This window comes from Bradyrhizobium sp. USDA 4503 (assembly GCF_054055815.1).
This window is the reverse complement of the sequence record NZ_JBSRXS010000001.1, coordinates 6,417,642-6,429,309: the sequence shown is the minus strand read 5'-3', so window position 1 is coordinate 6,429,309 and position 11,668 is coordinate 6,417,642. Positions and strand designations below refer to the sequence as shown.

11 protein-coding genes are annotated in these 11,668 nt (G+C 64.9%); 7 read left to right on the top strand and 4 right to left on the bottom strand.

The window, feature by feature from the left end:
• Positions 1 to 54 precede the first annotated feature (54 nt).
• On the top strand, positions 55 to 408 hold the full coding sequence (locus ACVMIH_RS30520) for a nuclear transport factor 2 family protein (RefSeq protein ID WP_057020071.1): 354 nt from the start codon (positions 55 to 57) through the stop codon (positions 406 to 408).
• A 138-nt stretch (positions 409 to 546) separates the two neighbouring features.
• On the opposite strand, the gene ACVMIH_RS30515 is transcribed toward ACVMIH_RS30520, so the two are convergent.
• Positions 547 to 1,635 (bottom strand): Zn-dependent alcohol dehydrogenase, encoded by a 1,089-nt coding sequence (locus ACVMIH_RS30515; protein WP_018269116.1) that lies wholly within the window; start codon positions 1,633 to 1,635, stop codon positions 547 to 549.
• Between the two features lie 53 nt (positions 1,636 to 1,688).
• On the bottom strand, positions 1,689 to 3,470 hold the full coding sequence (locus tag ACVMIH_RS30510; RefSeq protein ID WP_456866586.1) for an acyl-CoA dehydrogenase family protein: 1,782 nt from the start codon (positions 3,468 to 3,470) through the stop codon (positions 1,689 to 1,691).
• 71 nt (positions 3,471 to 3,541) lie between these two features.
• Between ACVMIH_RS30510 and ACVMIH_RS30505 the strand changes: the two genes are divergently transcribed.
• Positions 3,542 to 4,243 carry an SDR family NAD(P)-dependent oxidoreductase gene (locus ACVMIH_RS30505; protein ID WP_456864454.1) on the top strand — a complete coding sequence of 234 codons (702 nt, stop codon included), beginning with the start codon at positions 3,542 to 3,544 and terminating at the stop codon, positions 4,241 to 4,243.
• 237 nt (positions 4,244 to 4,480) lie between these two features.
• Positions 4,481 to 5,311, top strand: coding sequence for an enoyl-CoA hydratase (locus ACVMIH_RS30500; protein WP_057020172.1), 831 nt, complete (start codon positions 4,481 to 4,483; stop codon positions 5,309 to 5,311).
• A 171-nt stretch (positions 5,312 to 5,482) separates the two neighbouring features.
• Here the strand turns inward: ACVMIH_RS30500 and ACVMIH_RS30495 are convergent, their stop codons facing one another.
• Positions 5,483 to 6,106 (bottom strand): GNAT family N-acetyltransferase, encoded by a 624-nt coding sequence (locus ACVMIH_RS30495; protein WP_076832564.1) that lies wholly within the window; start codon positions 6,104 to 6,106, stop codon positions 5,483 to 5,485.
• Positions 6,107 to 6,176: 70 nt separating this feature from the next.
• Positions 6,177 to 6,371: a DUF1127 domain-containing protein gene (locus ACVMIH_RS30490; protein ID WP_092085443.1), complete on the bottom strand. Its 195-nt coding sequence runs from the start codon at positions 6,369 to 6,371 to the stop codon at positions 6,177 to 6,179.
• 142 nt (positions 6,372 to 6,513) lie between these two features.
• On the opposite strand from ACVMIH_RS30490, the gene ACVMIH_RS30485 reads away from it, so the two are divergent.
• The 4 genes from ACVMIH_RS30485 to tcuB all read left to right on the top strand — a co-directional run bounded on the left by ACVMIH_RS30485 (position 6,514) and on the right by tcuB (position 11,649).
• Complete coding sequence (locus ACVMIH_RS30485) at positions 6,514 to 7,413, top strand: transcriptional regulator GcvA (RefSeq protein WP_028336584.1); 900 nt, start codon at positions 6,514 to 6,516, stop codon at positions 7,411 to 7,413.
• A 276-nt stretch (positions 7,414 to 7,689) separates the two neighbouring features.
• Entirely contained in the window at positions 7,690 to 9,000 is a 1,311-nt protein-coding gene (gene tcuC, locus ACVMIH_RS30480; RefSeq protein ID WP_076832572.1) for an MFS transporter, read from the top strand.
• Positions 9,001 to 9,128: 128 nt separating this feature from the next.
• Positions 9,129 to 10,529, top strand: coding sequence for an FAD-dependent tricarballylate dehydrogenase TcuA (gene tcuA / locus ACVMIH_RS30475; protein ID WP_199805346.1), 1,401 nt, complete (start codon positions 9,129 to 9,131; stop codon positions 10,527 to 10,529).
• Positions 10,530 to 10,545: 16 nt separating this feature from the next.
• Positions 10,546 to 11,649 (top strand): tricarballylate utilization 4Fe-4S protein TcuB, encoded by a 1,104-nt coding sequence (gene tcuB / locus ACVMIH_RS30470; RefSeq protein WP_456864452.1) that lies wholly within the window; start codon positions 10,546 to 10,548, stop codon positions 11,647 to 11,649.
• The last annotated feature ends 19 nt before the right edge of the window (positions 11,650 to 11,668 follow it).

Below are 11,668 nucleotides of genomic sequence, written 5' to 3'. Positions count from 1 at the left end.
AGGCCGCCGCCGCCGACACAGCAATGACGGACAGCAGAACCAGGGAGGAAACCAATGAGCAACGATCTCGAGGAGCTCACGAAGCTCAACAAGGACTACGTTGACTCCGTTCAGAACTGCGACGTCAAGCGCTTCGACGAAATTCTGGCGCAGGACTTCTACTGCACCAATCCCGACAAGAGCCTGGTAGACCGCGCTGCCTTCCTGAAGCAGACCGCGATCCCGGTGAAGATCAAGGGCCTGAAGGCCGAGGACGTCAAAATCCGCATCCTCGGCGATTTCGCCATCATCCACGCCCAGACCAGCTACACCAACGCGGACGGTGAGCCGGCGCACGGCCGCTATACCGATTGCTGGGCGCGGCAGAACGGAAAATGGCGCGCGGTATCCGCGCATGTCGCGCGGTGAGCGATTCAGGTGTCGTCCCGGCGCAGGCCGGGACCCATAACCACCGCAGCTTGTGGTGAGTAAAGAAAGTCGTCCACCCACGTGCCCAAAGCGAGGCCGCGGCGTATGGGTCCCGGCCTACGCCGGGACGACACACGCTCAGCTATCAAACATGATCACGCTGCGCAGCGTCTTGCCGGCTTTCATGTTGGCAAAGCCCTCGTTGATCTCGGAGAGCTTCAGCTTGGCCGAGATCCAGTCTTCCAGATGCAGCTTGCCGCGCATGTAGAAGTCGACGAGCCGCGGCATGTCGACGCGGAAGTGGTTGGAGCCCATCGACGAGCCCTGGATGCGGCGCTCGCGCAGGAAGTCGAAGCCGTGCAGCTCGATCTTCTGGCCGAACGGGATCATGCCGACGATGGTCGCGGTGCCGCCCGCCGCCAGCATGGCGAAGGCCTGCTCGGCGGTGTCCTTGCGGCCGAGCACCTCGAAGGAGTGCTGCACGCCGCCGCCGGTGAGCTCGCGCACCTGCTGGACCACGTCGCCGCGGGCCGGATCGACGATATCGGTGGCGCCGAGCTTGGTCGCAAGCTGCAACTTGGCCGGATTGGTATCGATCGCGATGATGCGGCCGGCGCCGGCGATCTGCGCACCGTTGATCGCGGCCATGCCGACGCCGCCGCAACCGATCACAGCCACCGTCTCGCCGGCGGTCACCTTCGCGGTGTTCACCACCGCGCCATAACCGGTGATGACGCCGCAGCCGATTAGCGCGGCGAGATCGAGCGGCATCTCCTTCTTGATCTTCACGATGGCGTTCTCGTGCACCAGCATCTGCTCGGCGAAGGACGACAGATTGAGGAACTGGTTGAGCTTCTCCTTCCTGCCCCATGACAGGCGGTTGGAGGCGCCGGGCAGCATCTTCACCGTGGTGTCGGTGCACAGCACGGTGCGGCCGGTGGTGCAGTTGTCGCAGGTGCCGCAGAACACCGACAGGCAGGTGACGACGTGATCGCCGGGCTTCACGTAATTGACGTCGGAGCCGACCTTCTCAACCACGCCGGCCGATTCATGGCCGAGCACCGCCGGCAGCGGATGCGGATAGAGGCCTTCCATGAAGTGCAGATCGGAATGGCAGAGGCCCGCGACCGCGGTGCGGATCAAGACCTCGCGCGGCCCCGGATTGGGCACGCTGACATCCTCGATCACCAGCGGTTGATTGACTTCATGCAGGACGGCGGCCTTCATCGGGGTCTCCCTTGACGTTTTTGATTGTTTGAAAAGTTCGCTCGCGCAGCAGCCTACGCTGCGTCAAGCAATTCGCCAACCTCGGCCATGCCGACCGCGCGATCGCCGAGCAGGTGCTCGGTCATCCTGCGCTGAACGGTATTTTCCGTTAGCCGGAACGGATCGCCCGGCAGCACGCGGTGGTCGATCACCATCCGCGACAGCAACAGCCGGCGCGCATCGCCGCGCATCTGGTGGATGCGCCCGCCCTCCCACGCCAGCGCGACCGCGCTTGCGACATGATAGAGCAGGCTGGTGGCGCGGCGCGCGTCGCCCTCATTGTCGATGCGGCTCGCCACCTCGCGCGCAAACGCGACCGCACGGTCGCTGAGATCGCGCAGCCGGTTGCGCCAGGCTTGCGGAACATTCGCGCTATCATCGAGCCGCGCATGCAGATCGGCGGCGAGAGCATTGTCGGCGCCATGGCGGCCGACCGCACGCTTCAGCGCATCGATCGCGACGATATTGCCGGTGCCCTCCCAGATCGAGCCGAGATGCGCGTCGCGCAGCAGCCGCGGCGTGACGAATTCCTCGATGTAGCCGATGCCGCCGCGCATCTCCATCGCATCGCCGCAGACCTTTCGGGCGTCGCGAGTGGCGCGGAATTTCAGCGTCGGCGTCAGGATGCGAAGCAGCGCCGCGGCGTCCTGACTGCCGGCCTCGGCGCGGTCGAGCGCGTCAGCGGTCAAAAAGCTCATCGACAGCGCCTGTTCGGTCGGCAGCATGATCTTCGTCAGCTGCCGCCGCGCCAGCGGCAGGTCGATGATGCGCTGGCCGAACACCACGCGGCCACGCGCCACTGTCATCGCGTCGTGCCAGGCGCGGCGCATCAGCGCAGTCGATTTCACGCCGTTGGAGAGCCGCGACGAGTTCACCATCTCGGCCATCTGCACGAAGCCGCGGTCGAGCTTGCCGACGGCGTAGGCGATCGCGCCGTCGAACTTGATCTCGCCCGAGGCCATCGAGCGGGTGCCGAGCTTGTCCTTCAACCGCACGATCCGGTAATGGTTCTGCGAACCGTCGTCGAGGAAACGCGGCATCAGGAACAGGCCGACGCCGCGGGTGCCCGGCCCGGCGCCTTCCGGCCGCGCCAGCAGCATCACCACCTTGGCATCGGCGTTGGAGCAGAACCACTTCTCGCCATAGAGCCGCCAGTGGTCGCCCTCCTGCACGGCGCGCGTGGTCAGCGTGCCGACATCGGAGCCGCCCTCCTTCTCGGTCATGAACTGGCCGCCCTGCGTCAACTTGCTCATGTCGGTCTGGGTCAGGCCGTCGAGATATTTCGCCTTCAATGCCTCGCTGCCGAAATTTGCCAGCAGCTTGGCGCACCCGTCGGTGACGTTGATCGGGCAGCCCATGCCGAATTCGGTCTGGTTGAACAGGAAGGTGAAGGCGTGCTTGGCGACGACAGGATACTTGTCGGGCCAGCCCATGATGCCCTTGCGGAGCGACAGCGCGTGAATGCCGAACTCGCCGAACGCGGCCTTCTCGATCTCGCGATAGGCCGGATGATATTCGATGTGCTGCACGTCGCGGCCGAACTTGTCGCGCTGGTGCAACACCGGCGTATGCCGGTCGGCAAGCCGCGCGCATTCGTCGAGATAGCCTCCGGCCAATCCACCGAGGCGGTCGAGATGCGGCTCGATATGGCGGAACAATGCATCGGGCAAATGCAGCTTCAGAAGATCGGTCAGCGCCGGATCGGCCCGGTAGAAATTCATTCCCGTCGTGTCGGGCGCCAGCAGGCCCGGCTGGCTGGCGGCTGACGTTTTCGGATCCTGCTTGTGCGGCTGCATTGAATTCCCGGCTTCGGTGCTCATTTGTTTGGGCACGACTATCCTCCTCCGGCCGAGCAAAGGAAAGCCCAATGGATATTCCAAAATACAAGATCGCCCTGATCGTCGGCGCCGGCGAGGGTCTCAGCGCCTCGTTGACGCGGCTATTTTCGCGGGAGGGAATTCGCGTGGCACTCGGCGCCCGCAGCATCGAGAAGCTCGGCGCGCTCTGCACCGAAACCGGCGCGCGGGCCTATGCTTGCGACGCCACCAAGGCCGAGGATGTCGAACGTCTTTTTGGTCTGGTCGAGCGCGAGATTGGAATGCCTGATCTCGTGGTCTACAACGCCAGTGGCCGCTCGCGCGGCCCCTTCGTCGAACTCGTCCCCACAGAGGTCAAGCAGGCGATCGCGGTCTCGGCGTTCGGCGGATTCCTGGTGGCGCAGGAGGCGGCGAAGCGCATGCTGCCCAACAAGAAGGGCGCAATCCTGTTCACCGGCGCCTCCGCCAGCGTGAAGGGCTATGCGCAATCGGCGCCGTTCGCGATGGGCAAGTTCGCCTTGCGCGGCCTCGCGCAGAGCATGGCGCGCGAACTGTCGCCGCAGGGCATTCACGTCGCGCATTTCGTGATCGACGGCGGCATCCGCAGCGCTGCCCGCGCCGAGCCCGCCGAGCGGCCGGACTCGATGCTCGATCCCGACGCGATTGCACTGAGCTACTGGAGCGTGCTGCAGCAGCCGCGCAGTGCCTGGACCTGGGAGCTGGAATTGCGGCCCTGGGTTGAGAAGTTTTGAGATGACGGAGATCATGCAAGCGGCGTAGGCTGGACGAAACGCCAACGTGATCAAGATCGCGAGCAAGCTGTGAGGCGGTGCGCACGAGGCTTGGCGCCTTTTGCTCACCGCGTGAAGTAACTTTCACCGTCATTCCGGGATGGTGCGCTAGCACCAGACCCGGAATCTCGAGATTCCGGACTCGATGCTTCGCATCGCCCCGGAATGACGAAACAAACAGACATGGGGAGCGACGACATGACCGCTGAAATCAAGATCGAGACCGGCACCGACGAACTGCTCTGCGTGATCCGCGATCGCGTCGCCGTCATCACGCTGAATCGCCCGGACGCCCGCAACTCGCTGTCGGACACACTGACGCCGGCGCTGCGCACGATGATCAAGACCTGCGGCGAGAACCCCGAGGTCGGCGTGCTGCTCGTCACCGGCGCCGGCAAGGCGTTCTGCGCCGGCGGCAACGTCAAGGGCATGGGCGCGCATCGCGACAAAAAGAAGCTCGAAATGTCCTATGAGGACAAGGTCGCGGATTTGCAGGAGCGCCAGCGCCTGCTCACCGGCTCGCTGGCCTCGGTGCGCAAGCCGACCATTGCTGCCCTTCCCGGTCCCGCGGTCGGCGCCGGCCTTGCGATCGCGATGGCCTGCGACATCCGGATCGCGGCGCAATCCGCCTTCATCTCGACCGGTTACTTGCGCGTGGCGCTGAGCGGCGATTACGGCATGGCATGGCTGTTGACGCGGCTGGTCGGCACCTCGCGCGCCCGCGAGCTGATGTTCACCTCGGAGAAGGTCGACGCCACGAGATGCGAGCAGATCGGTCTCGTCAATCGCGTGGTGCCGGACGAAACGCTGCAGGACGACGCCTTTGCGCTGGCGAAGTCCATCGCCGAAGGCCCGACGCTGGCGCTGCGCTACATGAAGGACAATCTCGACGAGGCGCTGCAGTTCGACTTCGCCACCGCACGCGACCACGAGGCCGAGCGGCTGATCCGGCTCACCACGACGGCCGATCACAAGGAGGCGGTGCAGGCCTTCATCGAGAAGCGCAAGCCGGTGTTTCGGGGGAGTTGATCCTAGTTCGATGTCCGTCATTGCCGGGCCTGACCCGGCAATCCATCGAAAGAAACGCTTTCGCTCGATGGATGCGCGGGTCAAGCCCGCGCATGACGAGTAGCAGTCGCAGCACCGGTTGGGAAAAGAAAAGGGCCCGGTTCTGGAGGGGCCAGAACCGGGCCTAGTCAGTCAAACCGCAAGCGAGGACATCGCGGCCAAGCGGGAAGTGGCGGCAAGCCGCCAGCTGGCACAGGGAATGTCTTGCGGTTCGACGTGGATCTCTTTCACGAAGCGCACCAGCTTCCAGTCGCCGGGGCTCTGGGTGAAGGCGTAGCCCGACTTGCGGGCGAGGCCGATCATCGTCGCATTGGAACGCAGCGTGTCGCCGAAGATGCGTTCGGCTCCGAAGGACGCCGCACGGCATTCGAGATTCCTGAGCAACGCCTTGCCAATGCCGTGGCCCTGCCACCGGTCATCGATCGACAGGCCGAACTCGACGCTCGACGTATCGGCATGGAAGGCGTAGCGGGCTTCGCCGACGATGGTCTCAAAGCCATCGACCAGCATCGTCGCGACCACCGTGAACCGGTCAGCCTCGCCGACATGGATGAAACGTTCGAGCTCCGTCTTCGGCAGCTCGCTCAACGCGCCCAGGAAGCGGTTGTAACGGGACCCCGCGGAGAGCGAGCGGATGTAGCTCTGCAGCTCTTCGCGGTCGCGCGGCTCGACGAAGCGCACCTTGACCTCGCTGCCGTTCTTGGCGCGCAGCACGTCAGAGTATTGCTTGAGATCGTCGAGATGCAGCGCAACCATGACACGCTCCTCGGGTGAAGAAATTAGCCGGCGTCCCTCGATCGAGGCGACGCCAGCGGTGGCGTCCTTCTCAGGCCCGCCAGAACGGCTTCTCGGTCTCGAACACGATGTCGCTGCGGGACATGCCGATGTCGTGCAGGTCGCGCTCGGTCCACTGCGACAGCTCGCGGCGGCGCTCGTAGCGCTCCCACCAGACATGCAGCGTCTCGCCGACCTGGTTCAGCAGGCCCGATGCGTGATGATTTGGCGTATGATGATTTGTCATCGGTTCATGGGTGAAAATGGACATCTGCGGCTCCTGTCGGTAACCTGTTGGCGGTAATATCGGGGCTATTCGGCCCGCTCACAAACGACACTTTGTACCGTTTCGCATGAATTAAAGTCATGTATTTGGAGACGCCCCAGAGATGACCAGCCGCCTGCCTTCGCTGAATGGCCTGAGGGCGTTCGAGGCCGCCGCGCGGCATATGAGCTTCACGCTGGCGGCGTCCGAACTGAACGTGACGCAGACCGCGATCAGCCATCAGATCCGGCGGCTTGAGGAGGAGCTCGGCGTCCGCCTGTTCGTCCGCCAAAACCGCTCGCTGAGCCTGACGCCGGAGGCTGCCGAATACCTTCCCGGCGTCCGGGCCGCCTTCAACGATCTCAGGCTCGCCACCGACCGCCTGTTGCGCCGGGACGACGATCACGTGCTGACGGTCTCGACGCTGGCATCGCTTGCCGCCAAATGGCTACTGCCGCGGCTGTCGGCCTTCCAGGAGGCGCATTCCGGCATCGACGTTCGCATCACCACCTCGACCAGCCTGGTCGACTTCCAGCGCGACAAGGTCGACGCGGCGATCCGCTATGGCCGCGGCCAATGGGCGGGCTTGCGTGCCGACTGGCTGATGGCGGATGAGCTGTTTCCGGTATGCAGCCCGTCGCTGCTGCAGGGCACCAGACCGCTGAAATGCCCTGAAGACCTCAGGGACCACACGCTCCTGCACACCAGCAACGCCAACAGCGACGACTGGCGGCTGTGGCTGACCGCGGCGGGGCTGCCGACCGATATTTCCAAGCAGCCCGGCGTCACCTTCGACCTGCTGTTCGTGACGATCCAGGCCGCGATCGACGGCATCGGCATCGCGATGGGCCGCACCTCCTATGTGCAGGACGACATCGCCAAGGGTCGCCTCGTGGTTCCCTTCAAGATCGCGCTACCGGCCGACGCCGGCTTCTACCTGGTTTCGCCGCAGGGACGCGCCGATACGCCAAAGCTCTCCGCGTTCCGGAGCTGGCTCGGCACAACGGCGCACGCCGCGCCTTGATGCGGCGCACGCGCCGGCCGGAGCTTCGGTTCTGATTGGACCTGGGCCAAAGCGCCAGATCGTTGTTTTGACGAGGTTTCTTCGCGCGAACCAATATCCCCTTCGCTCGAAAGGCTCCCTGCGATTTCCACCTACGGCTTTTTTCCCATAGCCCCCGGGTGATTCCGGGTTGGTCGCGCCGGACAGCCGTGCCAAATTGCCGCACATGGCAGTTAACTGCTTTGGCCGGCGAGACAATTTGCGCCGGCCGTTTTTGTCACGGGGAGGAAAGGCGTTATGTCGCAGTCGAGTTCATCGCAAGTCCCGCAGATCAAATCGCGTCTTGGCGCCATCCTGCGCGCGACCAGCGGCAATTTCCTCGAGCAGTTCGACTTCTTCCTGTTCGGCTTCTACGCCCAGGCGATTGCGAAGGCCTTCTTCCCCTCCGAGAACGAGACCGCGGCGCTGCTCAACGCGTTCGGCGTGTTCTGGCTCGGCGCCCTGATGCGCCCGGTCGGCGCCGTCGTGCTCGGCGCGTATATCGACCGCATCGGCCGCCGCAAGGGCCTGATCGTGACGCTGTCGATCATGGCTATCGGCACCGTGGTGATCGCGCTCTGCCCGAGCTATTCGACCATCGGCATTGCGGCGCCGATCATCGTGCTGATCGCGCGCCTGCTGCAGGGCTTCTCCGCCGGCGTCGAGCTCGGCGGCGTCTCGGTCTATCTCGCGGAGATCGCCACGCCCGGCAATCGCGGCTTCTACACCTCGTTCCAGTCGGCGAGCCAGCAGGTCGCGATCTTCGTCGCCTCGATCCTCGGCTTCGTCCTCAGCGAGAGCATGCCGGCCGCGACCGTGGCCTCCTGGGGCTGGCGCATCCCGTTCTTCGTCGGCTGCCTGATCATCCCGGTGATCTTCTTCCTGCGCCGGACGCTGGAGGAGACCCCGGCGTTCCTCGCGATGAAGAAGCATCCGACCGCAAGCGAGGTGTTCGCCTCGGCGATCGCGAACTGGCGCATCGTCGTGCTCGGCATGATGATCGCGGTGCTGACCACCACCACCTTCTACTTCGTCACCGTCTATACGCCGACCTTCGGCAAGACCGTGCTGAAGCTCTCGACCCAGGATGCGCTGCTGGTGACGCTGCTGGTTGCGGTGACCAATTTCATCTGGAATCCGGTCGGCGGCGCGGTGTCCGACCGGATCGGCCGCAAGCCGGTGCTGCTGGCGATCGCCGGCCTGTCCCTCATCACGGCCTATCCGGCGTTGCACTGGCTGGTGACCAATCCCTCGTTCGGCAAGATGCTGGCGGTCGAGATGATGTTCTCGTTCTATTTCGGTGTCTACAGCGGCACCATGCTGGGCTGCCTGGTCGAGATCGTGCCGGCGCATGTCCGCACCACCTGCTTCTCGCTGGCCTTTGCATTGGCGGCCGGGCTGTTCGGCACCTTCACGCCGTTCGCCTCGACCTGGCTGATCCAGCAAACTGGCGACAAGGCTTCGCCCGGCTACTGGCTGATGTGCGCCGCAGCTCTCGGCATCGTCGCCGCGCTGATCGTCTATCGTGGCGGCCAGACCATCGAGCAGCGCGAGACGGTTGCGGCCTGATATTCCACTTCGCGGCCGGGCGGGCTCGCTGGGCATGACTTCCCCGGAAAATCGCGACACGCTTTTCCGGATCATGCTCATGCGCCCGGCCGTGTTGCTTTCCATGCCAACAACGATAACAAGAGCGCATGGTTGATCTGACGCGCAGGTTCGACGTGCTGGTGATCGGCGGCGGCAACGCCGCGCTGTGCGCTGCGATCAGCGCACGGCGCGCCGGCGCCTCGGTGCTGGTGCTGGAAGGCGCCCCGAAATTCTATCGCGGCGGCAACACCCGCCACACCCGCAACATGCGCTGCGCCCATGACGCGGCGACCGAGATCCTCACCGGTCCCTACACCGAGGAGGAGTTCTGGAAGGATTTGCTGCTGGTGACCGGCGGCCAGACCGACGAGGAACTGGCCCGCTTCATGATCCACGAGTCCAAGGACATCCTGAACTGGATCGTCGAGCAGGGCGTGCGCTGGCAGCCGTCGCTCGGCGGCACGCTGAGCCTTGGCCGCACCAACTCGTTCTTCCTCGGCGGCGGGCGCGCGATGCTGAACGCGCTCTATCGCACCGCCGAGGAGCTCGGCGTCGACATCCTCTACGATGCCGAGGTCATCGATCTCATGGTCGAGGACGGCATGTTCCTTTCGGCGCAGCTGAAGCAGCCGGTCGGCGGCAAGACCGAAGTCCGCGCCTCGACCCTGGTTGCGGCCGCCGGCGGCTTCGAGGCCAACATCGAATGGCTGAAGGAATCCTGGGGCGATGCGGCCGACAATTTCCTGATCCGCGGCACACCCTATAATCGCGGCGCGATCCTCAAGATGCTGCTCGCCAAGGGCGTGCAGGAGATCGGCGATCCGACGCAATGCCATGCGGTGGCGATCGACGCCCGCGCGCCGAAATTCGACGGCGGCATCATCACGCGTCACGACTCGGTGGTGTTCGGCATCGTCGTCAACAAGCATGCCGAGCGCTTCTACGACGAGGGCGAGGACATCTGGCCGAAACGCTATGCGATCTGGGGCCGCCTGGTCGCCGCGCAGCCGGACCAGATCGCCTACATCATCTTCGACTCGACCGTGGTGACGAGCTTCATGCCGACGCTGTTTCCACCGATCGCGGGCGCGACGATTGCCGAACTCGCCGGCAAGCTCGAGCTCGACGCGGCCGCGCTGGAAAAGACCATCACCGAGTTCAACGCCGCGGTGCAGCCCGGCACCTTCGACCACACCATCCTCGACGACTGCGCTACCCAAGGCATCACGCCGCCGAAGACGCATTGGGCGCGCCGGATCGAGACGCCGCCCTATCTCGCCTATCCGGTGCGGCCCGGCATCACCTTCACCTATCTCGGCACCCGCGTGAACAGGGAGGCGCGGATACTGATGAAGGACGGCAAGCCGTCCGCCAACATGTTCGCCGCCGGCGAGATCATGGCCGGCAACGTGCTCGGCAAGGGCTATGCCGCCGGCATCGGCATGACCATCGGCAGCGTGTTCGGCCGCGTCGCCGGCCGGGAAGCAGCCAAGAATGCGCGGAACTGAAGGCGGGACAGACGCGATGCACGGGACGAGGATCTTGCAGGAAGCCGACCGTCTGATGACGGTGTGCAATTCCTGCCGCTATTGCGAGGGCCTGTGCGCGGTGTTTCCCGCGATGGAGATGCGCCGCGCCTTCTCCGACGGCGATCTCAACTACCTCGCCAACCTCTGCCATAGCTGCGGCGCCTGCTACACCGACTGCCAGTTCTCGCCGCCGCACGAATTCAACGTCAATGTACCGAAGACGCTCGCGGTCGCGCGCGCCGAATCCTATGCCGCCTATGCCTGGCCGCGCGCCTTTGCCGGCGCGTTCGCGCGCAACGGCCTCGTCATCAGCCTGATCGCAGCGCTCAGCGTCGCCGCCTTTATCTTCGGCTTCGCCGCGGTCAATGATCGCGGCGTGCTCACCGGCATCCACACCGGTCCCGGCGCGTTCTACAAACTGATGCCGCACAATGCGATGGCGCTGCTGTTCGGCTTAGCCCTGCTCTACGCGATCCTGGCGCTGGTAATGGGCGTGCGCGCCTTCTGGCGCGACATCGGCGAGCCGGTCGGCATGACGACGGATGCGAAGGCGCTGTTGCAGGCGGTCCGCGACGCCGGCGAGCTGCGCTACCTCGACGGCGGCGGTGTCGGCTGCTTCAACGAGGACGACCAGCCGACCGACCGCCGCAAGCTGTATCACCACTTCACCTTCTATGGCTTCGCGCTGTGCTTCGCCGCGACCTGCGTCGGCACGCTGTATCACTACCTCCTGGCGCGCGAGGCACCCTATGCGTGGTGGGACCTGCCCGTCGTGCTCGGCACGCTCGGCGGCATCGGGCTCGTGGTCGGTCCGCTCGGACTCCTGTCGGAGAAATGGAAGCGCGACCGCGTGCTGGTCGACGAACTGCGCATGGGCATGGACACCGCGTTCATCCTGATGCTGTTCCTGACCAGCATCACCGGCCTCGCCTTGCTGCTGTGGCGCGAGACCGCCGCGATGGGCCCGCTGCTGGCGCTGCATCTCGGCGTGGTGTTCGCGCTGTTCATCACCATGCCCTACGGCAAATTCGTGCACGGTATCTACCGCTTTGTCGCGCTGGTGCGCTATGCGCGCGAACGGCAGATGATGGCGGAATGAATGGTGGTGGGTTAGCGCA